The following is a 22854-nucleotide window of genomic DNA, read 5'->3' as shown; positions in this document are numbered from 1 at the left end:
GAACGTTCGACACGGTTCTGGTGCGTCCGTCAGGACTTGACGCCGATGTTCGCGCCGAGCCTCTGCGCCGCGTAGACCAAGATGACGAGCGAGCCGATGAGCAGGGTCCCCAGCGCGGCCAACTCGGTGAACTGTCCGTTCTCGTACTGCTCGAAGATCATGACCGCGAGCACTTCGTTACCCGGCGAGTACAGCAGGATCGAACTCGACAATTCGCGCACCGAGGTCATGACGATGTAGATCCATCCGGCGACCAGCCCCGGTACCAGCAACGGCAGGTTGATGCGCCGGAAGGTCTGCCACCAGCTCGCGCCGCTGACCTGGGCCGACTCCTCGAGCTCACCGCCGATCTGGTACATCGACGTCGAGGCGTAGCGCATCCCGTACGGCATGTAGCGGGTCACGTACGAGATGAGCAGGATCCACATCGTGCCGTAGATGGCGATGGGGAAGCGCAGGTAGACGAACAGCAGCGCGACACCGAGCACCAGGCCGGGGATGACGAGGGGGACGAATGCGAGGTTGTCGACCATCCAGCGACCGGGCAACTTCGACCGCACCACCAACCAGGACGCCACCGCGGTGCCGAACATCACCAGCGTGGCCGACCCGATCCCGAGGATGAAGGAGTTCCGGAAGGCGCGCATCGTCTGTGAGTGGTCGAAGACGTAGCGGTAGTTGTCCAGGGACAGGTTCGTCATCGTCTCGAAGGACGGAACCTGGTAGAAGGGTTGCGTCGACATGTACAACAGGATGAACGCGGGCAGCACGATGGCGATGAAGAAGTAGAACAGCAGGGCGCCGCCGATCACACCACGAAAACGCCCCAGGGGCATCGGACGCGGACGGAATCCCTTTCCGGTCACGGTCTGGAACTGCTTGCCACGGCGGCTGTACCGCGTCTGGAAGTAGATGCCGACCGAGGTGATGAGCAGCAGCGAGATCGAGTAGGCGCCCGCCTGGCCATAATCAGCGGGGTGCTGGCTCAGCACGCGCCAGATGCGCGAGGTGAAGACCCAGATGCCCTTGGGCATCCCGAGCAGCGCCGGGGTCTCGAACGCCTCGATGTTCTTGACCGCCATGATGAGGAAGGCCGCGAACAGGGCGGGCTTGGCCAGTGGCAGCGTGACCTTCCGGAAGACGTGCGGCAGGCTGGCACCGCTCATCAGTGCCGACTCCTCGAGCGAGGGGTCCATGGAGCGGAATGCTGCCACCATCAGCAGGAACACCAGGGGTGCGTTGTCCATCCCCTGGACCACGATCATGCCGGTCAGGGTGAAGACGTCGAAGGTGCCCGGTCCGAAGAAGGGCTCGAGCCAACGGTTGATCAGGCCGATGCGTGGGCTGGCCAGGAAGATCCAGGCGATCGTGTAGAGGATGCCCGGGATGATCAGCGGGATCAGAGATCCTGCGAAGATCAGGCGCTTGAGCGGCACGTCGGTGCGCTCGGTCAGGAATGCCAGCAGCGTGCCCATCACCACGGAGACCAGCGTTGCGCCGGTGGCGAAGATCATCGAGTTGTAGACGAGTTCGCCGAGGCCGGTCGTGCCGTAGGCACGCTCGAACGCCGCGCCGGTGAGTCCGGTCGAGTCGAAGAACGTGCCCCACAGCAGGTAGAGCAGGGGCACCAGCGACAGGTACCCGATGACGAGCACCACCGCGACGATGATGAGTGTCTTCGGGTCGCGGAGCTTCTGCCAGTCGAAGCGCATCCGTTTCGGCTTCGGCGGTGGCCCATCCGTCGGCAGTGGATCGAGCGCCGGCCGGTCCGTGATTGGGGCCTGTGACACCGGTGACCTCCCAGGGTAGGACGCGCTCGGCGTCCGGACAGCTACGTCTCCGACCTCTCCCGGTCGAAGTTGGTCTCGGGGGCGTGCGCCCTGAGGCAGCACGCCCCCGAGAGGTCAATCACTCGCGGACGGCGGATCCGGAGGCGCGGACGACCTCTTCGTACAGGCCCTCCCACTTCTCGCGCTCCTCCTCGAGCTTGAGCAGGTCGACGCCGATGGTGCGGATGTCGTCGGGAAGACCGGCGTCGATCGCCGTACTGCCGGGCGTGCGACCGACGTCGGCCAGGAACTGCTGACCGTCGGTGAGCATGTACTCGACCAGGAGCAGCGAAGCGGCAGGTCGCGTCGTGGTGGAGACGATTCCGACGCCGTTGGGACGGATGACCACCGGTTCGACGGGCGGCTGCCAGTCCATCGGACCGTCGGCGTGGCGTGCGGTGTGGTGGTGGTAGAGCGAGGTGTGGACGTCGTATTCACCCGCGACGACGAGCTCGGCACCCAGCGAGTGACCGCGGATGACCGAAGCGCCGCTGGCGGCTTCCTTGAACAGCTCGACCGCCTCTTCCTCCGTCATGCCGAGTTCTCCGACGAAGTACTGGTCGACGAGCGTGGCGAACCAGTCGAAGTCGTCGACGTCCATCGCCAGCGTGCCGGAGAAATTGGTGAAGGCCTCCTCGTACGAGGTCGGTGCCTCCTCGGGACTGACGCGGTTGGTGTTCCAGCCGACGATGAAGGCGTTGACGTACGGCGCCAGCCAGTCGTCGAAGCGACCAGCCTCGACGATGTCGTCGGCGATCGGGGTGTCCAGGGTGAGCAACAGATCCTCCCCGGAGAGGATCAGCATCTCCGGACCGTTGATCTGCACGACGTCGGATCCGGCAAAGCCTGCATCCGACTCCTGGAGAATGCGGTTCATGACGGTGGACGCACCGGCTCGGTAGTGGCTGATGCTGACGCCGGTGTCCTCCTCGAAGGCGTCGATCACCGGGCCGATGTCGTCGATGTTGGTCGAGCCGTAGAAGGAGACCTCGCCGCCCTCCTCGAGCGCGAGTTCGATCAGGCGCTCGCGTCGGGCATCGGGGTCGAGTCCCTCGAGCTCGGCCGTGACCTCGTCGAGGGCGGCCTGCGACGAGTCGGGATCGGCAGCCTCCTCGGCGGTCTCCGGGTCGACGGTCTCGACTTCCTCGGCGTCCTCACCGGAACCGGCGACGGGTTGGGTCTCGTCCGCCGTCGGCGGGGCCGAACAGGCCGCGACCATCGATACCACGGTCAGCAAACTCGCCGCTACCAGCGGTCGGATTCGTCCTCTTCCCACGAAGCTGCTCCCTCTCCCAGATGGTGCCGGTGAATGACCGGCCATCGTATGGTCCTACCATTCGGCCTTCATGTCAAGCCCATTCCCACGCCGCGTACTCGCGGCGCGGCGGCCCCAGGTCACTCCTCGGGGACGTCGGGGCGGGCGTCCGGCGCGACCGCCACGTCCGGAGCGGATTCCTCGACGTCCTCGTGAGGTTCATCGACCTCGTAGTCGCGGATGCGTCCACCCGTGACGAACAGGGCGCCTGAAACCGCCATCGGCACGAGTCCGCCGACCGTGAGCGCGCCGATCGGGCCGAGCAGGCTGGCGAGCCAGCCGATGTTGAGGTTGCCGAGCGCCGGGCCACCTCGCGAAGCCATCTGGTAGATGGACGTGACTCGTCCACGAATCTCGTCGGGCGTCTCCAGCTGCACGGCCGCGTGCCGCACGGTGGTTGCCATCGCGTCGAACAATCCGAGGCCGGTGGCGGCCGCGATTGCGGCGACGAACGCCACCGTCACCGGCAGGAGACCGGCCCAGACGAGGGCGACCGCCATGGCTCCGTAGGCCACGGTCGCCGCCAACACCACACGACCCGCCCGCAGGCGGTGCATCATACGGAAGATGATCGCCGACCCGATCAGGGCACCTGCCGAGGGAGCGGCACTCAGGATCCCGTACCCGGTGGCACCGACCGCCAGGACGTCGGTGGCCAGGGCGGGAAGCAGAACCCGGTAGGCGCCGAACACGGTCGCCGACAGATCGAGCGCCATCAGCTGCAGGATGATCGGGCGTCCGCGGACGAACCGCACACCCTCGCCGATGCTCGACCAGAGGTTCTTGCTCGGCTTCGTGGCCGCCACCGGAGGGATCCGGATCAGGAACAGCGCGAGGATGATCGCCACGTACGTCACGACGTCCAGCAGGTACATCGCTTCCGGCCCCCACACGGCCATGAGGACGCCCGCGATCGCCGGTCCGATCAGGATCGCTACTTCCCGCGAAGGGTTGAGGAGCGCAAAGGCGTGCACGAGTTGCTCCCGCGGCACCAGCGCCGGGATCAGCGCGTCACGCGCCGGCCGCTCGAACGATCCGGCAGCCGTGTTGAACAACACCGCGAGGATGATGTGCCACACCTCGACCGCACCGATCAGCGTCACCACCGCCAGGGTGAGGCTGGCAAGCAGCGACAGCGACTGCGCCAACTGCAGCAACCGTCGACGGTCGAGGCGGTCGGCGATCGCACCGCCCAGGGGTGAGAGCACGAGCAGGGCGACCGCCTGCGCGAGGCCCACGAATCCGACCTGAAGACTCGAGCCGCTCAGGAGGTACACGTGATAGAGCACCGCCGCGAACGTGCCACGCGTACCGATCTCGGAGAGCACCACTCCAGACCAGTACAGGTTGAAGTCGCGGTGTCGCAGTACTGCGGGCCGTGCCATCGCATTCCCTTGCCGTCGATCCCGGTACTAGGAGTCGCGCCACATGGCCTGGATCTCGGACACGGTCCGAACCCGGGCCATGCGTGGAAACACGTGGTCGAGGAAGAACTCGCGCTGACGCTCGAAGCCCGTTTGCCCGTCACGGACGATGACCACGTTGTAGTCCATGTCGCGGGCGCCGAACGCGGTACTGGCGATACCGACATGGGTCGAGCCGCCGGCCAGCAGGACGGTGTCCACGCCCCGGGACCGCAGACTGAGATCGAGCGGGGTCTGGAAGAACGCGTTCCAGCGATGCTTCGGTAGGTCGTAGTCCATCGGCTCTGGCGCGAATTCCTCCAGGACGCCCATCGACTCGGGCGGGTGCGCGAAGCGATGGGCGGGCTGGTAGGTGTCGTCGTACGGACGGAACTCGCTGTCGGTGTCGGTCACCACCCGGCTGTAATCGGAACCGTCTGGCCGATGGTCCGCACGGGCGTAGAAGATGGGGACCCCGAAGTCGCGACATGACCGGATCAATCGCCGGATCGGTTCGACGGCCCCGGCGGCCTCGATCTTGGGGCGGTAACACTCGAGCATGTCGAAGACGACCAATCCGGTCTTCGTCGGATCGAGGTACTGCATCGCAACCCCTGTCTATTGGTCCGACAGTTATACCAGATGAGCGCTGGCGCGCCTGAATGCCTGCTGTGTTTCAACCCGGGGTGAGGGCGAGTCCGGGTGGTGGCTTGCGCGCACCGCTGATGGAGCCAGGTGGAAAGAGCGCGTCGAGTCGTTCGCGCACGTCGTCGTCGAGTTCGAGTTCGAGGGCGCCCAGGTTCTCTTCGAGTAGCTGCCGTCGCGAACTCCCGGGAAGGGCGACCACGCCGTGCGCGAGCACCCAGGCCAGTGCCACCTGCGCCGGTGTCGCGCCGAGCTCAGCCGCGAGACGGCGTAGTTCCTCGACGCGCCGCAGATTGCCCGGTCGATGCTCGTCCTGCATCCGCGGTCCGCGGGCCAGCCGATTGCCTTCCGGCAGTTCCCGGGGAGCGCCATACCGGCCGGTGAGAAGACCGATGCCGAGTGGGCTGTAGGCGACGAACGTCGAGCCACCCCTGAGACAAGCCGGCAACACGCCGCGCTCGACATCGCGTGTCGTCAGGCTGTACTCGCTCTGGACCGCGGCGATCGGATGGACGGACCTCGCGCGCTCCAAGGTGCCCACATCCACTTCCGAGAGACCCAGCTGCACGACCTTGCCGGCGGTCACGAGTTCGGCCATGGCTCCGACGGTCTCCTCGACCGGGACGCCGGGGTCGACGCGGTGCAGGTAGTAGAGATCGATGCGGTCGGTTCCGAGCCGGGTGAGACTCGCCTCGCACGCGGCATGGACGTACGCCGGCGAGCCGTCGACCACCCGCTCGTCGCGACCTGGCTTGCCGACGAAACCGAACTTGGTCGCGATCACGACCTCGTCGCGGACGTGGCGCAGCGCCTCACCCACGAGCACCTCGTTGTGTCCGCGCCCATAGCGGTCGGCCGTGTCGAACATCCGGACGCCGGCTTCGAATGCGTGCTGCAGCGTTGCGCGAGCGTCCCGCTCCGATCTGCCGGGATGGGTCATGCTCATACAGCCCAGCGCCAGGGGTGGCAGCGACCGGCCCGCGAAGGGCACGTCGGGCCAACGGAACCGCCCTGCACTGGCCGAGGTCGACGCGGCGTGTTCGGACATGGTCGGTTCCGATCCGTCGGACGCGTTGTCGCCCAACACGGGGAGGTGCATGCGCGCCGCCGCCAGGGCCAGCAGCACGGTGGTCATGGACATGGCCGTGACCGCTCGCCCCGCGCCTACCACCTCGGCGACGGTGCCGCTGATGAAGGCGCCGACGGGTTTCATCGCGACCGCCAGGACATACAGCGCGACGACTCTGCCGCGCACCCACGCCGGCGCCGACAGCTGGACGGTGGCGTTGAGCGTGGTCATGGTCCAGACCCATGCCAACCCCGTCAGTGTGAGCGCAGCTCCAGCCGCGAGGGCACCGTCGGCCATGCCGAAGGCCATGGCACCCAGGCCGAAGATGCCCATGGTGACGGGGACCATGTGGGGGCCCCACCGCATCGCCATCCGTTCGCGGGACACCGTCGCCAGGAGGGCGCCCGCGCCGAAGATGCCGTACAGCACGCCGAACCCGCGAGCCCCGATGCCGAGTTCCTCGGCGACCACGGATGGCAGCAGCGCCTGCACGCTCGCTGAGCTGAGGGTGAACAGCGCGGTGATGACGAGCAGTCGTCGCAGCCCGCGTTGCGAGCGGACGAACCGAATCCCTTCGGCGGCCGAGTTCCTCCCGGCCGCCCGGCGGGCGTCTGCGGTCTCGCGATCGCGAGGCAACGTCCGCAACACGGCCATGACCAGCAGGAACGACACGGCATTGCCGGCGAAGGCGAGTTCGGCCACCTCGAGCGCGACGAGCAGCCCGCCGATGCTGGGCCCTACGACGCGAGCAGCATGGTGCGCGCCGGAATTCAGCGTGATCGCCTGCGCACGCATGGCGGCGGGCACGAGGTCCGGCACCATGGTCTGGTGGGACGGCTTGTCGATCGCGGAGCCGACACCGAGCAACAGGGTGAAGGCGAGCAACCAATTCGGCGTCAAGGCTCCCATGGCGACGACGACGGCGAGACTTCCCGTGGCCAGCGCGCTGACCGCCTGGGCCACCAGCATGATGGTGCGGCGGTCGATGACGTCCGAGAGCGCGCCGGCCGGCAGGGTGAGCACCAGTCTGGGCAGCAGCAGGGCCGACGTCACCAGGCTGACCATCAGTGGCGACCGCGTCATCTCGTGCATCAACCACGGTGCGGCACTCAGCTGGAGGTAGGTGCCGAGATGGCTGACGGTCATCGCCATCCAGACACGGCGATAGGCGGGCACGCGCAACGGCGCCATGGCCGGCCCGCTCCCCCTCCGCGCACCTCGATACCGACGCTTCACGACCTCGCCTTCAAGACTTGATTGGTATAACCATATGTCACGAGTCGCCGAAGGAGCGCTGCATGCTGTTGCTACGGAACGATGACGTGCGTGAGGTACTCGACATGCCGACCACGCTGCGCGCCCTTCGGGTGGGCTACGCCGACCTGGCCGTCGGCGACGCCGCGTACATCCCCCGGATCGATCTGTACGCACCGACCGGTGGGGAGCACGACTACTACCGGTTCGGCAGCATGACGGGGGCATGCCGCAGCTACGGCGTCCTCGCCACGCGGCTCAAATCCGACATCGTCTCCTGGCCCGACGGCCGCACCGAGGAGAAGTACTGCGTCGCGCCCGGGACCTACTCCGGCATGATCATCCTGTACGCCACGAGCAACGGTGAACCGCTCGCGCTGATCCAGGACGGATACCTGCAGCACATGCGGGTGGGCGGCAGCGCCGGTATCGGCGTCGACGTGCTCGCACGACCGGACGCGCGCACGCTCGGGCTGTTGGGGTCCGGCGGCATGGCGCGCACCTACGTCGAAGCGATCATGCAGGTACGGAGGCTCGAGGAGGTGCGCGTCTTCAGCCCGACGCGCAGCAACCGCGATCGATTCGCCCGTCAGGCCGTCGAGGAGTTGGGACTGCGGGTGGTGGCTGTCGACGAGGCCGAAAAGGCCGTGCGCGGTGCCGACATCGTTGCGACCGCCACGGACTCGATGGGGCCCACGTTCGATGCCACATGGGTCGCCCCTGGAGCCCACGTCACGTGCGTGACCCGTCGCGAACTCGGCCAGCAGTTGCTCGACCTCGCCGATCCGATCGTGCAGTTGGGCGTCAGTACCGTCCCCTACGGTGCGGCCGTGCCGGGCATGCAGTGGCCACGGGGCAGCCTCGCCGCCTACGTCGCCGGCAGTCCGGATGAGCGTCGGCGTATCCCGGCCGGACGAGGCACCGAGCGTGGGGTATACCCCTCGCTCGTCGATCTGCACACGGGGCGGCATCCCGGCCGAACCTCTGATGAGCAGATCTCGCTCTTCGTCACCACGGGGACGCAGGGGCTGCAGTTCGCGGCCGTCGGCGGGCTGACACTGCAGCTGGCACGCGAGCGAGGACTCGGGCATGCGTTCCCGACCGAGTGGTTTCTCGAGGACATCCGCAACTGACGCGCGGTGTCGACCGACTCAGGCGTCCCAGTCCTCGTCGGCGAGCAGTCGCGCCACCCGCTCCGGAGTGATCGACAGCATCTCCTCACGAGACATCTCGGCTGCGGGCATGCGATGTCCCACGGTGGCCGCCATGTCCATGGCATCCTCCAGGTCCTTGGCATGCCAGGTGAACTTCATCTTCTCCAGTTCACGCAGCGTCCTGCTGTCGACGCTGGCGTCCATCAGTGCTCGCCGCATACGACTGACGTCGACGCCGAGCTTCGCACCCAGCGCCAAGGCTTCCGTGATGACGACGACCTCTCCCCAGTGGATGAGGTTGTTCACCGTCTTGCCCACCTGCCCCGCGCCGATGCCACCGAGGTGGTGGATCGTGCTGCTGATGAGTTCGAGGGCGGGTCGCGCCCGCTGCAGTGCGGCGACGTCACCGCCCACCAGCAGCGTCATCGTGCCCTGCTCGGCGCCACGGATACCGCCCGTCATGGGTGCATCGATGAGGTGGACCCCCGCCTCCCGTGCCCGTTCCTCGAGTTCGGCACAGGTGTCGGGCCTGAGCGAACTGCACAGGACGACGACCGAGCCCGGCCGGGCCGTGGATAGCACGCCGTCCGATCCGGCGACGACCTCGCGTGCGTCCTCGTTCGTCGGCACGATCACCAGGATGACATCGCTGTCGGCGGCCACCTCCGCGGCGGTGGCGGCGGCCGTCGCGCCCTGCTCGACCGCAACGGCAACCGCGGATGCGTCGAGATCGTTACAGGTCAGCCGAACGCCTGCCTGCAGCAGGTTTCGGGCGACGGGCGCTCCCATCAGGCCGAGCCCGATGAGCCCTACGCGCGGGCTGTTCATGTCCATTGCGGATACTCCTTCGACACACTGCGGGCGGGCGGAGCGGCTTGCCACCTCGGTGCTAGACCCGCGCCTTGCCGCCGTGGCGTGGGTCTTCGCTGAAGACCAGCGACTTGATCGTGACGGGCACCGTGTTGGAGGGATGCCGCAGGCGCCCGAGGTCGATGAAATCGAAGTCCCACAGGCTGAGCCCGTCGATGACCAGCAGGTCGGCACGCACGCCGAACTCCTCGTCGAGCAACCGTCCGAGCGTCATGGCCACGTCGCCATCGAGCATGAGGTACAGCGGATGGCCGCCGTCGATACGCGTACGCAGCCCTTGGGCGACACCCGCAGCGAAGGCGTGCAGCCGCTCGTAGGCCGGCGGACCGGAGAAGTGGAGCGCGAGCGCCACCTCGGCATCCGGATGGTCCTTGTCGAACGCCGCGAGGTGGTCCCGAACGGCCGTCGCGATATCGGCCGGCAGGATCTCGTCGTCGAGCACGTACGGCGGCCTGACCACCTGCAGGTTGCGGCGCGGCAGCAGGGCATCGTGGTTGGAGATCCATCCGGTGTTGCCGCTCAACTGCACGCTGTACTCCGACGCTCCCAGCGCCGTCGCGCGGATGCACTCCCCTGCTGGGAGCAGTGGGACCCCGTGCGCATCGAACCGTTCTCGGAGTGCCCTGCCCAAGGGCCGGCCCAGATCGCCGAAATGCCGCTGTTCCCGGTCATAGACGTACTCGGCGACCCCCCCGGAGACCATCACCCCGTGGATCGGACCGAGGTCGGCGATGACGTCCGTCAGGTAGAGCTGCTCGACGGCGTCGTCGAGCGGTCGGTCCCAGATCGCCGACAGCAGCGCATCGGCCATGGTTTCGGCCACCTCGTCCAGTCGTTGCGGGTCGATGTGTTCGCCGACCTGCCAGGCGAAGCCGGCGCGGCGGGCATGTTCCGCGCCCGCGGGATCCAGCCGCACGATGCGGCCTTCCTCGTCGATGACCTGCAGCCGCCCGCCCACGTGAACGGCCGCGGTGGCGACGACGCGACCGTGGTCGACGACGGCAAGCTTGGTGGTCCCGCCGCCGATGTCGATGTTCAGCAGCCGGGTGCGCTGCTCGTAGGACGCCTTCGCCGCACCAGACCCGTACGCGGCAAGCATCGCCTCCATGTTGTGACCGGCGCTCGCGCAGACGAGCTCACCGCCGCGTTCAGCGAGGATCTGGGTGATTCGCTCGGCATTGCGCCGGCGAAGCGCCTCACCGGTCAGGATGACGACGCCCGTGTCCACGTCCTCGGGTCGCACGTTTGCGGCGGCATACGCTTCGTCGATGATCCCGCCGAGTTGCGCGGCATCGATCCGCTCGTCGTCGGCGTACGGCGTGAGCACCACCGGCGAGTGATACAGCGTGTCGCGGCGCACCACGATATAGCGGCTGGTGAGTTCCTCCCCGATCCGTCGCAGGTGCAGCCGGGAGAACACCACCTGCGTACCGGACGAACCGACATCCATGCCAACGCTGTGCAGGACGACGTTGTCCTGCTGCCAGATCGGGTTCTCTTCGATCGGGCTGAGAGCGTCGTGGTCGTGGTCGTGGTGATGGTCGGGAGAATACGGCGAGTGCACTCGACCGTCGGGCTCGCCGCTGGGCGCCGTCACGGTCCGGATCAGGCAGGCGCGTCGGCGTGGTCCGGCTTGGGCGGAAGGTCCTCGAGTTCGGCCTCGTAGACCTCGTCCATGGCCGGTTCGAGACCCACCTCGGCGAGCGCGTCACGGAAGGTCGAACGCACCAACTCGGATTCGTCGGCGTAGTCGATCTGGTCACCCCCGATTCGCTGGCTGATCCAGGCCTTCGGCACTCCTTGCGCGTTGCGCACCGAGACGACCTCGTGCTTGAACGCGAGGTAGCGAGCCGGCTCCGTGCCGCTGTTGAAGTGCTGGTGGAACCACATGTTCGGCGGCACGATCATCGCCCCTGGCCCCCACTCGTAACGACGCGGTTCTTCACCTTCGGGCCACATCAGGCTGTATCCGGTGCCGGACAGGATGATCACGTGCGCACCAGGGCCATGACGGTGCGCCTTCTTGTACGTCGCGGTCGGGAACTGGGAGATGTGGCTGTTCATCGACCCCTTGGCCATGGCAAAACGAATGTGGCCGCCACCCGCTCCGCGTTCCTTGGCTTCGATCAGCGGGAGGTTGACCGCGTCCGCGACGAAGTTGGTGTCCAGGAGCAAACCCTTCTGCTCCCCCTTCGGGGCGAAGTAGTCGGGCTCACCGTTGAACCGGTTCGTGAAGTCGTGCGCGGTACCGAACACGAAGTCGACGTCGTCGTAGAGGTTCACCACGGGGGGCATGTTCGTCGACGAGACGAATCTCGCTGCCTTCTGGCCCGAGCCGTTGAAGTGCTGGTGGTTGGTGTTCAGGGGGATGGCGAACATCGAGCCCGCTTGCCACTCGAACGTCACCTCGGCCCCGGCGTCGTTCCAAACCCGAGTCGATCCCTGCCCTTCGAGGACGAGAATCATCTCCTCGAACAGCTGTCGCTGCGGGGCGAGCTTGCCCCCAGCCGGGATCTCGCACACGTAGCAGTCGTTGGAGGTGCGGGACGCCTCATGGTTGATGAACACGCCCTTGCCCCCCCGGCGATCCCATGGCTTGAGCTCGACGGTGCGGAGGTCGGGCACATAGTGCGCCGCGATGATCTCCAGACCCTCGGAGGCCACCCAGCGCGTGTAGGGCGTTTCCTTCTCCGTGGCGAACTTGGCCGCCATCTTGTCGTTGACGATCGCGTCCTTGACCATAACGAAGCCCTTCGCACTCGTTGTCGATCGGGCGCCGCCGACACGACGATGCCGGCCACCCGCGTTCCGACGAACCTATCAGAAGGTCCGTCAAAGGTCTAACCATTTGTCGCCCAGCGGAGTCACCGGCCCTCGCCGCCGCTGGCCTTCTCCGCATCGGCGCGAGGTGTTCGCAAGCCGTCGAGCAGCCGCTTCATCACCGGGCCGACCACGATGAGCAGCAGGAGCGCGAGCAACACCATCGTGATGGGCCGGCGCAGGAAGGCCGGGCCGAAGATCCGCATCGACAGCAGGTAGTTGGATTCCAGGATCGGGCCCAGCACGAATCCGATCAAGAAGATGGCGCGCGAGTAGCCGAACCTCTTGAGGAGCCACCCGAACAGCCCGAACCCGAACAACGTCAGGATGTCGCCCAGACGACTCGAGGACGAGTAGGCACCGAACACACTGAGCACGAGGATCGGCGGCACGAGCAGTGACGCTCGCAACTGCGTCAGCTTGGCGATTCCCGGCGTCACGCCGAGACAGACCACGGCCGTGATCAGGTTGGCGAAGACCAGGATCCAGATGATCATCCAGACGATGTCGACGTTCTGCGTCAGCATCTCCGGACCCGGCTGGATACCGAACGCGAGAAACGCGGCGATGACGATCGCCATCGACGAACTTCCGGGGATGCCGAACGCCAGGGTCGGGATCAGGGCCCCGCCCTCTTTCGAATTGGTGGCGGCGTCCGCGGCGATGACGCCCTCGATGGCGCCCTTCCCGAAGTTCTCGCGGTTCTTCGACGTCTTCGCGACCTGCGCGTAGCCGACGAACTGCGCGGCCGAGTCGCCCAGTCCCGGGGCCATGCCCACCCAGAGCCCAGCGATGGAACTCTGCAGCGTGGCCTGCCAGTGGCGGAAGACGTCCGTTGCGCCACGGAGCATCTGGTGCGCCCACCCGACGGGGTGCTTGGCGCCACTGATCGCCCCACCTCGCTCGATGAGCGCCAGCATCTCGGTGATCGCATACAGGCCGAGGACGATGGGGACGAGCGGGAGGCCGTCCCACAAGAACAGCTCACCGAACGTGTAGCGCTGCTGGGCGGTGCTGTTCTCCAGCCCGACGAAGGCCAGCATGAGGCCCAGGCCTCCGGAGATGAGGCCCTTGAGCGGGTCGCCTCCCCCGACGAACGCCATGAACACCATGGCGACGAGGATCAAGGCGAAGAACTCCGGAGGCCGGAACGCGAGCACGATCGGTCGCAGGACCGGCAGCGAGAGTGCGAGGACGGCTGCGCCGATGAGGCCGCCCACGGCCGAGGCCACGAGGCCGGCGGACACGGCGCGTACGCCTTCGCCACGCCGCGACATCGGAAAGCCGTCGAAGGTGCTGGCGACCCCGGATGCCGAACCCGGGATGCCGAACAGGATCGCCGTGATCGTGTTCCCGGTACCGCTGACGACGTTCACACCGAGGATCATCGCGATGCCCGCGACGGGATCCAACGTGAGCGCGAACGGCAGGATCACGGCGATGGCGAACAGCCCACCGAGTCCCGGGGTGATGACGACCACCGTCGAGAACAACACCCCGAGCAGCATGTACACGAAGACGGTCGGGCTGAGCAGGGCCAGCCCGTCGAGCGGAGCCATCAGCGCCCCCCTGCGCGTGCCGTCGACATCGCGTCAAGCGCCTGCCTGCGCACCCTCATGCCAACCACTCCCACAGGAAGCCGCCGAAGATCCGCACCTCGAGCACCCTGATGAAGAACCCATAGACGACGGCGAGTGTCCCGGCCGTGACGGCACCGATGACCCACCACGGCTCGCGTCCGTAACGACGCATGAACGCCGCGGCGAACAACGGCACCGTCGGGAGCAGACCCAGCAGGAGCACGGAGCCTGCGAGGAAGAGCACCCACCCGATCGCCTTCATCCCGGTCGTGCCCTCGGCCCGTGGTGGCGCCTGCCTCGCCATCTCCGCCGACTCGAGGGCCTCGGGCGCATCGGCGGCATCCGCAGCAACGCGGGCGAGCTCGGTGTCGTCCTCGAGACTGGGATCCGGTCGAGCCATGGCGACGCGGATCACCTGCATCGCGATCAGGACCAGTGTCGGGCCGCCGACCACCAGCGGGATGCGCCGCGCCTGTTCGGCGAACCCGAGCGCGGCGAAGACCATCCACCCCACGAGCGCGAGGAGGGTCACTGCGAAGATCAGCGGCGACCACCGCCGTAGGCCCGCCGCCGAGACGTCGTGACCCGTCATGTACCGAAACTCCTCGTTGGCCGGGGTGGCGCGGGCGAACGTCGCGCCACCCCGGTCCTGAACGTCCTACTGCTCCTGGAGGGCCTGGAACACCGACTCCGGCGCATTGACGACGACCTGGATCCGCTCGGCGAGCTCCTCGCCCGTGAGGAAACCGATCGGCCGGTTCTGCGATTCGGCTTCGGCCAGGAACTCCTCACTCGTGAAGACGTTCTCGATCGCCTGCCGCAATTCGTTCAGGATGTCGTCCGGAAGTCCCGGGGGTGCGAGCAGCGCCCGCCCGAGGTCGATGACGGCGGTGTGCGTTTCCGCGATGACGCGCTGATCTTCGTCCTCGACATATTCCAGCACCGTCGGGACGTCGGGGAAGTCCTCTGCGCGCTCGTTCGCGATCATCGCGATCGGCACCTGGTCGCCGGCTTCGATGTCGGGGACGTGGCTGTCGAGGGTTCCGATGGTGCCCTGCAGCTCCCCTGCCGCCAGCGCCAGGCCGATCTCTTCACTGCCGTCGAAGCCGGACACGAGCTCTCCGGGAATCCCCAGGCTGGCGCGCAGCAACAACGCATCGGTGTGCGTCGAACCGCCCGGACCGGTCGTGCCGTACCGGAACCCCTCGGGGTCGGCGAGCAGGTCCTCCATCGACTCGTACCCGGAGTCGGCTGCGGCCACGAGGACCTTCGGCTCGCCGGCGACTCTCCCGAGGGCACTGAACTCGCCGTACTCGAATTCCATGCCCTCGGCACCGGTGAGCACGTTGCCACCCGTACCGGATCCATTCGCCAACGCGATGGTGGTCCCGTCCGGCTCAGCCGCGTACAGGTTGTTGAGCGAGACGAGCCCGCCCGCCCCCGGCTGGTTCTCGACGACCACGTTCGCGCCCAATTCCTCGGCGAGGAACGGCGCGATCATGCGGGCATACGAGTCGTATCCGCCGCCCGGGCTGACGCCGACGACGAAGGTGATCGTCTCGCCGGCCAACAGACCCTCGCCAGTTGCGTCGCCATCACCGTCGCCCTGTTCCGGGGCGTCAGCAGGCTGGTCCGACTCGTCGGTCGGCGTGGCCGTCTGTCCATCGGTTCCACATGCGGCCAGCAGCAGGCCGCATGCCGCCATGATGCCCACCGCCCGGTGCATTCCGCGATGCCTCACGCTACGCATGTCGCTCCCTCGTGCAGGTGTCCCCTCGAAAGGGTCGAATGGTATGACCCTATGGCCTCCGCTCCGGTCGGTCAAGAATGCTCGTGCGGCGCCTTCACGGCCAACACTGCGCAGGGGGCTCTCAACAGCAGCTGTTGCGAGGTGCTGCCGAGAACGAGCTTGCCCACCGGACTCCGACGCCGCGCGCCGATGACCAGCATTTCGGCTCCCAGCGCCCCGACCTCCTCCAGCAGCACGTCGGCGGCTTCGCGGCCTTCGAGACGCAGTTCCGCCCCACCATCGAGGCCCAGCGAAGCGATCTGCTGGTCGATCTGCGCGAGTCGGGCGCGCATCCGCTCGATCGCCTCCGGCGGCTCGTTCCGGAGGCCGATCCTGGCCACGTGTCGGACGTGAAGCGCCGCGCCACGCAAGGTGGCCTCGGCGAGCCCCACCTCGAGCGCAGCATTGCCCGCTCCGGTGTCGGCGTACCCGACGACGATGTTCATGTCGACCTTCCTGGCTCAGTTGACGTCTCGAGGACACGATAGGAGCGCACCTGCGCCCCGAACACCGCCACCCCGGCTGCGTACACGATGGGAACGATCCCGCCCAGCGTCAATGCTGCTGCCGGTCCCAACAAGGCCGCCATCCATCCCACGTTGGCGTCGCCGAGTGCCGGACCGCCGCGAGACGCCACCTGGACCAGAGAGGTGACCCGCCCACGCATCGCGTCTGGAGTCTCGAGCTGCACCGCCGCGTGCCGGATGGCGCTCGCCAGTGCATCCATCGCACCGATGCCAAGGCCGGCAACCAGCGCCATCGACAGGGTCGGCGACTGGGCGAGCGCTATGCACGCCAGGCCGTAGGCCGCGGTGCCGAGCAGCACCAATGGACCTGCCGGTGCGCGCGTCAGCAGCGGCAGGATGGCCGCCGTACCGATGAGGGCTCCCGCCGAAGGCGCCGCCGCCAACAGCCCGTAGGCGATCTCCCCGGCCCCCAGGATGTCGACCGCGAGGGCAGGCAGGATGACCCGCCAGCCGGCGAGCAGGGTCGTCGACAGGTCGAGCGAGAGCAGTTGCCAGATCAGTGATCGGCGGCGCAGATAGCTGGCTCCCTCGCGCATGCTCCGGAGCACGGGCATCGCCCTCGCGGCGGAGACGTCGAGGCGAGGCACCCGCAAGAGGCTCAGCACCACAATGAGCACGACGTAGGTCATCGCGTCGAAGAGGTACATGGCCGCCGGACCGCTCACCGCCAGCAGGAGGCCGCCCAGTGCCGGACCGGCCAGGATGGCGAGTTCGCGCGTGGGGTTGACCAGCGCGAAGGCCTGCGGCAACTGTGCACGAGGCACCAGGGCCGGTATGAGCGCCGTTCTGGTGGGGTGATCGAAGGTCGAGGAGGCCGTATTCACGAGGACCGCCACGTAGATGTGCCAGGCCGCAATCGTCCCGCCGAGGGAGAGCCCGGCGAGCGCAAGGCTCGCGAACAGGGACACGATCTGTGTCGCCTGCAGTAGCCGGCGACGGTCGACGCGGTCCGCGAAGGTTCCACCCAGGGGCGAGAGCGTCACCACGGCGATCCCCTGGACGAGCCCCACGATGCCGACGAGGGCCGTGGACCCGGTGAGGTCGTAGACGTGGAACAGGTTCACCGCAGTGGTTCCACGAACCCCGATCTGGGACAGCGCGACCCCCGCCCAATAGAGGTTGAAGTCTCGGTTGCGCAGCAGTGGCGGCAGCCGTGCGGACACGTGGTCGCCCCCCGTGGCGTGACGCTAGATCAGGAAGGACTCGACCGACTCCGGGGCGAACAACTCCTCCGGCGTCAGGCGCACCTTCGACAACCCCTGCTCGTGGTGGTAGCGAAGAAAGGTGTCGAGCACCTCGCGATTCGGCTCGAGGCCGTAGGACCAGTAGTCGTCGCCGAGCAGGTCGCGTGCCTCCTCGAGATACTGGTTCAGCCACGGCAGCATGAACCGGAGCGCCGACGAATCGTAGAGTCGGTCGAACACCTCGGCCTTTGCGCGTACGAACGCCTTCGTCAGCGACTGGGCGACCCATCGGTTGGCCTCGTAGACGTCGCGGCGCAACGCGACGACGTGCATGATCGGGAAGATGCCGGTCGCGGCGAAATAGTCCTTCTCGGCCTGCACGACATCGGGGAAGAGTCGGGCGACCCGGGGATCGCGATCGGCGAACGGACGAGGGATCCGCGGCGAGTACAGCGCGTCGATCTCCCCCTCCGCCAGCATCTGCGACAACGTCTGCGTGGCCTCGATCGGTACCACCCTGATGTTGTCCGGAAGCTCGATGCGCGCCTTTTCGATCCGGCCGGCCTGCTCCTGACCGCCGGTCCGGTAGAGCACCGAGTCGACCGGCACGTCGTAGCGGTCCGCGAGCATGCCCCGAATCCAGACATTGGCGCTCAGTTGGTACTCCGGAACGCCGACCACCTTTCCGCGCAGGTCCTCTGGTCGCTCGATCCCCGAACGGGTGTTGATGTAGATCCCGCCGTGCCGGAACATCCGTGACGGGAAGACCGGCAGCGCGATGAACGGCGCGGGATCGCGCTGGAGCGAGACGACGTAGGACGAGAACGACATCTCGGCCACCTCGAACTCCTGGTGGCGCATCATGCGGAAGAACGTCTCCTCGACGGGGAGCCGCAGATAGGTCAGATCGATCCCGTCGGGCTTCACGGTCTCGTCGTGCAGCGCCCTGGTTCGGTCGTAGTCACCGCAGGCCAGCGTCAACGTCAGGTTGCCCACATCGTTCCCTTCTCGTCGTTCGAACGCCCCCACTCCGCGTGTTCAGCGGCCGTGGGCCACGAGCAGCGTGTCCAGACGCGGATACACCCGGCGGGCGTTCCCCTCGAACAGCCGTGCGCGTTCGTCGTCGCCGAGCCCGAGCGCATCGACGTATCGCTTCGTGTCGTCCCAACCGGATCCGGTCTCTGGATTGGTGCCGCGGACGGCGCCGAGCATCTCGGAAGCGAACAGCAGACGGTCGGTGCCGACGACCCGATGCAGCAGTTCGACGCCAGCCTGGTGATAGACGCAGGTGTCGAAGTACACGTTGCGCATCACGTGCTCCTCCAGCGGCGGGCGCTCCATGCGAGCGGCCAAGCCGTGGAAACGGCCCCAGTGGTAGGGCACCGCTCCCCCGCCGTGCGGGATCACGAAACGCAGCGTTGGAAAGCGCCCGAACAAGTCACCCTCGAGCAGTTGCATGAAGACGGCGGTGTCCGCGTTGAGGTAGTGCGCCCCCAGGGTGTGGAAATTGTCGTTGCAGGAACTCGAGACGTGGATCATGGCCGGCACGTCGAGGTCGACCATCGCCTCGTACAGCGGAAACCAGTACTCGTCGGTCATCGGCGGGCCGTTCCAGTGGCCACCCGACGGATCCGGGTTCACGTTGCAGCCGACGAAGCCGAGTTCGTCCACGCAGCGGCGCAGTTCGGTGACGACGGGGCCCAGTGGCCCGCCTGGCGTCTGCGGGAGCTGACAGACACCGGCGAAGTGTTGCGGGAACAGCCGGGTCACCCGGTGCACGAGGTCGTTGTTCGCCCGGGCCCAATCCGTCGCTGTCGCCTCGTCCGGGACATGATGTTCCATGCCGGATGCCTTGGGTGAGAGCAGCATCAGATCGCCACCGCGCTCTCGCAGCACCCGCAACTGGTTCCGCTCCACCGATTCCCGGATCTGTTCGTCGCTGATCGCCGCCAGGATCGGCCGCTCCCGGCCCGGCTCGCCGCGCCGCGCCAGTTGTCGATCGCGGAATTCCCGAAGTTGCGATGGTGCCGTCGTGTAGTGGCCATGGACGTCGATGATCATCGATGGGGTCTCCCTGTCGGTTCGCGGCTCAGACGTCCTCGGGGTGGTCGACGTAGCGCAGGCCCTTCCGCTCCAGCCGTTCCCGCATCCCGTGGACGTCGAGGCTGAGTTCACCGGCGGCATAGCGCTCGCGACCCCGCGCCTCCTTCTCCTCCCGCGCCTGGGATGACGCCAACACCTCCCGCGCGCGGAGCCGCGGCACGACCACCACACCGTCGTCGTCGGCAACGACGACATCCCCCGGCTGCACGGCCTGACCGGCACACACGATCGGCACATTGACGCTACCGAGGGTCTCCTTCACCGTTCCCTCGGCTGACACACACTTCGACCAGACCGGGAATCCCATGGCCGTGAGCTCGCTCACGTCGCGACACCCCGCATCGATGACGAGACCCCGGACGCCGCGAACCTGGAGTGCCGTCGCGAGGAGCTCACCGAAGTAGCCGGCATCGGAGAACGACGTGGGAGCGACGACCAGTACGTCACCGTCCTGGCACCACTCGACCGCGACGTGCAGCATCCAGTTGTCCGCCGGCGCCGTGCTGACGGTGACGGCTGAGCCGGCGACATGGGCCCCGGAGTAGATGGGGGCGATCTGCGGAGCCAGCAGGCCGGTGCGACCCTGGGCTTCGTGGACCGTCGCGACGCCGACGCCGGAGAAAGCGTCGACGACATCACGATCGGCACGCGGAATGTTGCGGACGACGACGCTCACGCCTGTCCCTCCCATGGCAGCAGCGACACATGGATGACGTCCTGCTCCACCTCGCCGCCGACAGCCCGAATGGCCCGGTCGACCTGGTCGAGACCGAACGTGTGTGTCGACAGCTTCTCGAGGGGAAACCGGTGCGACGCGAGCTGACGTAGTGCGAGCTCGCACGCGCGGTAGCTGTGCCCGCGGGCACTCTTGATGGTGATCGCCTTCTCCGTGAGCTTCTTGATCGGGAAGTCCGGGAAAGCCGCGAGTTCGCCCTGGATGAGCATGGTCCCTTCACGCCGCTTCAGCGCGTCGATACCGAGCAGCACCGGGGCCGTACCAGCCCCCGCCGTGCAGTCCAGTACGTAGTCGACGCCCACCCCGTTCGTCGCTTCCATGATCTTTCCGAGGGGGTCGTCGGTGAGCACGTCCACCGTGACGTCCGCGCCCAACTCCTCCGCCAGCTCCAGGCGCGCTCGGTCCCTGGTCGTGCCGGTCACGATGATCTTGGAGGCACCCGCCTGGCTGCAGGCGACGACCTGGGACAGGCCCTGCTGCCCCGGCCCCTGGATCAGAACCTTCGCGTCGTAGCCGATGCCCGCGGCGATGAGGGCCCATTCGATGCCGTTGGACAACGGTGTGACGATGCCGGCCAGTTCGGCCGAGACGTTCGTCGGAACCCGGTGGATCACGGCATTCCACGGCAGATACATGAACTGGGAGAACCCGCCCCACAACGTGCCCGGATGCTCCGACGAGGTGTAGCCGTAGCGGCGCGCGTCGGGATTGGTTCGCCAGTCGGTCTTCTCGCAGTGACGGTATTCGCCGAGGTGGCACCAGTCGCAGCGGTAGCACGCGACGTAGTGCTCGACGAAGATGCGGTCGCCGACCTCCAGGCCGTGCCGTTCCAGGAACTTGGGCCCGGCGTCGGCGAGCACACCGATGTTCTCGTGTCCCATGATGACCGGGTCGGTGAACGGCGGCTTGGCATACATCTTGACATCGGTGCCGCAGATGCCCGCGACCTCCACGCGCATCAGCGCGGAGTCGGCGTCGATGGACGGTCGGGCAAACTCGCGCAACTCCGTCGTGCCGGGGGCGGTACGTACCGCCGCCAAGACCGTCTCCGCCATGCTGCGCTCCTCGCCCGTCTGTCTCGTGGCGTTACACTCTATGCGAAGGTCCAATGGTCTGTCATTTGGAGGACGGGTACATGGCGGAACTGCGACTCACGGCCGTCAGCCGGAGCCAGGGGAACAATGCCGACCTGAAGGCCGGCGTCGTCGCGCCCTCGACGTGTTCCCTCGACTTCGAGGAGGTACCGGTCCTGGTGCATGCCTTCAGGCGCATGGTGCGTGAGTTGAGCTACGACGTCTGCGAACTGGCGTTCACGACCTACCTGTGCGCGAAGGCCCACGGTGCACGCTTCACGGCGCTCCCGATCTTCTTGGTGCGGGACCTGCACCACGGCGCCATCCTGCACGACACCACGCGTCCGTCGCCGCCGCCGTCAGACCTCGCTGGTCGCCGGATCGGCGTCAACCGCGGCTACACCGTGACCACCGGCGTCTGGGCACGCGCGATCCTGCAGGACGAATACGGCGTCGACCTCGATACGGTGACGTGGGTGCGGTCCGACGAGGAGCACGTGGCCGGATACCGCCCGCCCCCGAACGTCGAGGACCTGCACGAGGGCGAGGATCTGTCCCAACTCCTCCTCGACGGGCATGTGGACGCCGTGGTCGGTGGGCTCAAGACCGACGACGAGCGGATCGGTCCACTGCTGCCGGATGCCGACGAAGCGGGCTTCCAGGCATTGGCGGAGCGGGACCTGTACCCCATCAACCACCTCGTCGTCGTGCGCGACGATCTGCTCGCCGAGCATCCCGGGTTGGCAGCCGACCTGTTCGAGGCGTTCGCAGCGTCGAAGCGTCGCTACGTGGAGCGCCTCGAAGCCGATGAGCTCGAGGCGCCGACCCGGGTCGATGCGATGCACCGCCGGGTCATGGAACTGACGGGCGGAGATCCGCTGCCGTACGGGATCGCGCCCAACCGGGCCATGATCGACGAGCTGCTCCGACATGCCGTCACACAACACATCTTGGATCGCCCCCCGACGATGGAGGAGTTGTTCGCTGCCGGCACCCACGAGCTCATCGGCTGAACACCGGGAGGACTGCGCTGATGCACATCGCCATCGCCGCCGATCACAACGGGATCGAGTTCAAGAGCGACCTGACCGCGTGGTTGCAGGCCGAGGGACATACCGTCGACGACCACGGCGGCCACGATGCGTCCCCTGTCGACTACCCCCCGCTCTGCCAGGCGGTGGCTCGGCGCATCTTGGACGGCACGGCCGACCGTGGAATCTTCATAGGAGGAACGGGCTCTGGCGAGCACATCGCTTTCAACAAGATGGCCGGCATCCGGGCCGGCCTGGGCCAGGATCCGCTGACGACGGAGATCTCACGGGCGCACAACGACGCGAACGTCCTGGTGCTCGGAGCCAAGGTGGTCTCCCTCGAACGGGCGCGCGACCTGGTCGCGTTGTGGCTGGCCACGCCGTTCAAGGGGGGCCGTCACCAGCGCCGCCTCGACCAGATCGCGGCGCTCGAACGCGGCGAGACGCTCCCGGTGTCAGACACGTCATAGCG

General features: G+C 67.2%; 20 protein-coding genes. 3 read left to right on the top strand and 17 right to left on the bottom strand.

Annotated features, from left to right (window positions below):
• Positions 1-29 precede the first annotated feature (29 nt).
• The 5 genes from ACERMF_RS14115 to ACERMF_RS14095 all read right to left on the bottom strand — a co-directional run bounded on the left by ACERMF_RS14115 (position 30) and on the right by ACERMF_RS14095 (position 7452).
• Complete coding sequence (locus ACERMF_RS14115) at positions 30-1790, bottom strand: ABC transporter permease (protein ID WP_373669753.1); 1761 nt, start codon at positions 1788-1790, stop codon at positions 30-32.
• 118 nt (positions 1791-1908) lie between these two features.
• Complete coding sequence (locus tag ACERMF_RS14110) at positions 1909-3057, bottom strand: ABC transporter substrate-binding protein (RefSeq protein ID WP_373669752.1); 1149 nt, start codon at positions 3055-3057, stop codon at positions 1909-1911.
• 167 nt (positions 3058-3224) lie between these two features.
• Complete coding sequence (locus tag ACERMF_RS14105; RefSeq protein WP_373669751.1) at positions 3225-4529, bottom strand: MFS transporter; 1305 nt, start codon at positions 4527-4529, stop codon at positions 3225-3227.
• Between the two features lie 27 nt (positions 4530-4556).
• Positions 4557-5153 carry a cysteine hydrolase family protein gene (locus ACERMF_RS14100; protein ID WP_373669750.1) on the bottom strand — a complete coding sequence of 199 codons (597 nt, stop codon included), beginning with the start codon at positions 5151-5153 and terminating at the stop codon, positions 4557-4559.
• 70 nt (positions 5154-5223) lie between these two features.
• Positions 5224-7452 (bottom strand): aldo/keto reductase, encoded by a 2229-nt coding sequence (locus ACERMF_RS14095; RefSeq protein WP_373669749.1) that lies wholly within the window; start codon positions 7450-7452, stop codon positions 5224-5226.
• A gap of 107 nt (positions 7453-7559) precedes the next feature.
• Here ACERMF_RS14095 and ACERMF_RS14090 point away from each other — a divergent pair, with 107 nt between their 5' ends.
• The gene (locus tag ACERMF_RS14090) at positions 7560-8648 is read left to right on the top strand and encodes an ornithine cyclodeaminase family protein (protein ID WP_373669748.1); all 1089 of its coding nucleotides are present in this window, start codon (positions 7560-7562) and stop codon (positions 8646-8648) included.
• An 18-nt stretch (positions 8649-8666) separates the two neighbouring features.
• Here ACERMF_RS14090 and ACERMF_RS14085 read toward each other — a convergent pair whose 3' ends face one another.
• The 12 genes from ACERMF_RS14085 to ACERMF_RS14030 form a co-directional block, all read right to left on the bottom strand.
• Complete coding sequence (locus ACERMF_RS14085) at positions 8667-9503, bottom strand: NAD(P)-dependent oxidoreductase (RefSeq protein WP_373669747.1); 837 nt, start codon at positions 9501-9503, stop codon at positions 8667-8669.
• A gap of 55 nt (positions 9504-9558) precedes the next feature.
• Positions 9559-11136, bottom strand: a complete 1578-nt coding sequence (locus tag ACERMF_RS14080; RefSeq protein WP_373669746.1) for an ethanolamine ammonia-lyase reactivating factor EutA — start codon at positions 11134-11136, stop codon at positions 9559-9561.
• 8 nt (positions 11137-11144) lie between these two features.
• Complete coding sequence (locus ACERMF_RS14075) at positions 11145-12281, bottom strand: ethanolamine ammonia lyase-activating protein (RefSeq protein ID WP_373669745.1); 1137 nt, start codon at positions 12279-12281, stop codon at positions 11145-11147.
• Positions 12282-12403: 122 nt separating this feature from the next.
• Entirely contained in the window at positions 12404-13918 is a 1515-nt protein-coding gene (locus tag ACERMF_RS14070) for a tripartite tricarboxylate transporter permease (protein WP_373669744.1), read from the bottom strand.
• A gap of 55 nt (positions 13919-13973) precedes the next feature.
• Entirely contained in the window at positions 13974-14531 is a 558-nt protein-coding gene (locus tag ACERMF_RS14065; protein WP_373669743.1) for a tripartite tricarboxylate transporter TctB family protein, read from the bottom strand.
• A 66-nt stretch (positions 14532-14597) separates the two neighbouring features.
• Positions 14598-15689: a Bug family tripartite tricarboxylate transporter substrate binding protein gene (locus ACERMF_RS14060; protein ID WP_373669742.1), complete on the bottom strand. Its 1092-nt coding sequence runs from the start codon at positions 15687-15689 to the stop codon at positions 14598-14600.
• Between the two features lie 71 nt (positions 15690-15760).
• Positions 15761-16174 carry a universal stress protein gene (locus ACERMF_RS14055; protein ID WP_373669741.1) on the bottom strand — a complete coding sequence of 138 codons (414 nt, stop codon included), beginning with the start codon at positions 16172-16174 and terminating at the stop codon, positions 15761-15763.
• Complete coding sequence (locus ACERMF_RS14050) at positions 16171-17418, bottom strand: MFS transporter (RefSeq protein WP_373669740.1); 1248 nt, start codon at positions 17416-17418, stop codon at positions 16171-16173. Before ACERMF_RS14050 ends, ACERMF_RS14055 begins: the two co-directional genes overlap by 4 nt.
• A gap of 24 nt (positions 17419-17442) precedes the next feature.
• Positions 17443-18435 (bottom strand): ABC transporter substrate-binding protein, encoded by a 993-nt coding sequence (locus ACERMF_RS14045; protein ID WP_373669739.1) that lies wholly within the window; start codon positions 18433-18435, stop codon positions 17443-17445.
• A 42-nt stretch (positions 18436-18477) separates the two neighbouring features.
• Positions 18478-19500: an amidohydrolase family protein gene (locus ACERMF_RS14040; RefSeq protein WP_373669738.1), complete on the bottom strand. Its 1023-nt coding sequence runs from the start codon at positions 19498-19500 to the stop codon at positions 18478-18480.
• Positions 19501-19528: 28 nt separating this feature from the next.
• Entirely contained in the window at positions 19529-20218 is a 690-nt protein-coding gene (locus ACERMF_RS14035) for a 4-carboxy-4-hydroxy-2-oxoadipate aldolase/oxaloacetate decarboxylase (RefSeq protein ID WP_373669737.1), read from the bottom strand.
• The gene (locus ACERMF_RS14030) at positions 20215-21333 is read right to left on the bottom strand and encodes a zinc-binding dehydrogenase (RefSeq protein ID WP_373669736.1); all 1119 of its coding nucleotides are present in this window, start codon (positions 21331-21333) and stop codon (positions 20215-20217) included. Before ACERMF_RS14030 ends, ACERMF_RS14035 begins: the two co-directional genes overlap by 4 nt.
• Positions 21334-21413: 80 nt before the next feature.
• On the opposite strand from ACERMF_RS14030, the gene ACERMF_RS14025 reads away from it, so the two are divergent.
• Positions 21414-22364, top strand: coding sequence for an ABC transporter substrate-binding protein (locus ACERMF_RS14025; protein ID WP_373669735.1), 951 nt, complete (start codon positions 21414-21416; stop codon positions 22362-22364).
• 20 nt (positions 22365-22384) lie between these two features.
• Positions 22385-22852 (top strand): RpiB/LacA/LacB family sugar-phosphate isomerase, encoded by a 468-nt coding sequence (locus ACERMF_RS14020; RefSeq protein WP_373669734.1) that lies wholly within the window; start codon positions 22385-22387, stop codon positions 22850-22852.
• Positions 22853-22854: the final 2 nt, after the last annotated feature.

The sequence above is a fragment of the Egicoccus sp. AB-alg6-2 genome (assembly GCF_041821025.1).
Taxonomy (GTDB): Bacteria; Actinomycetota; Nitriliruptoria; order Nitriliruptorales; family Nitriliruptoraceae; genus Egicoccus.
The sequence above is the reverse complement of the archived record's forward strand: the minus strand, read 5'-3'. Positions and strand labels throughout refer to the sequence as shown.

What these genes read in the sequence shown, in the direction of transcription:
- ACERMF_RS14075 (WP_373669745.1), bottom strand. Translation starts at nt 12,281, where the DNA reads ATGGTCAAGGACGCGATCGTCAACGACAAGATGGCGGCCAAGTTCGCC.
- ACERMF_RS14105 (WP_373669751.1), bottom strand. Translation starts at nt 4,529, where the DNA reads ATGGCACGGCCCGCAGTACTGCGACACCGCGACTTCAACCTGTACTGG.
- ACERMF_RS14095 (WP_373669749.1), bottom strand. Translation starts at nt 7,452, where the DNA reads ATGGCGCCGTTGCGCGTGCCCGCCTATCGCCGTGTCTGGATGGCGATG.
- ACERMF_RS14060 (WP_373669742.1), bottom strand. Translation starts at nt 15,689, where the DNA reads ATGCGTAGCGTGAGGCATCGCGGAATGCACCGGGCGGTGGGCATCATG.
- ACERMF_RS14030 (WP_373669736.1), bottom strand. Translation starts at nt 21,333, where the DNA reads ATGGCGGAGACGGTCTTGGCGGCGGTACGTACCGCCCCCGGCACGACG.
- ACERMF_RS14070 (WP_373669744.1), bottom strand. Translation starts at nt 13,918, where the DNA reads ATGGCTCCGCTCGACGGGCTGGCCCTGCTCAGCCCGACCGTCTTCGTG.
- ACERMF_RS14090 (WP_373669748.1), top strand. Translation starts at nt 7,560, where the DNA reads ATGCTGTTGCTACGGAACGATGACGTGCGTGAGGTACTCGACATGCCG.
- ACERMF_RS14040 (WP_373669738.1), bottom strand. Translation starts at nt 19,500, where the DNA reads ATGATCATCGACGTCCATGGCCACTACACGACGGCACCATCGCAACTT.
- ACERMF_RS14020 (WP_373669734.1), top strand. Translation starts at nt 22,385, where the DNA reads ATGCACATCGCCATCGCCGCCGATCACAACGGGATCGAGTTCAAGAGC.
- ACERMF_RS14055 (WP_373669741.1), bottom strand. Translation starts at nt 16,174, where the DNA reads ATGAACATCGTCGTCGGGTACGCCGACACCGGAGCGGGCAATGCTGCG.
- ACERMF_RS14025 (WP_373669735.1), top strand. Translation starts at nt 21,414, where the DNA reads ATGGCGGAACTGCGACTCACGGCCGTCAGCCGGAGCCAGGGGAACAAT.
- ACERMF_RS14100 (WP_373669750.1), bottom strand. Translation starts at nt 5,153, where the DNA reads ATGCAGTACCTCGATCCGACGAAGACCGGATTGGTCGTCTTCGACATG.
- ACERMF_RS14085 (WP_373669747.1), bottom strand. Translation starts at nt 9,503, where the DNA reads ATGGACATGAACAGCCCGCGCGTAGGGCTCATCGGGCTCGGCCTGATG.
- ACERMF_RS14065 (WP_373669743.1), bottom strand. Translation starts at nt 14,531, where the DNA reads ATGACGGGTCACGACGTCTCGGCGGCGGGCCTACGGCGGTGGTCGCCG.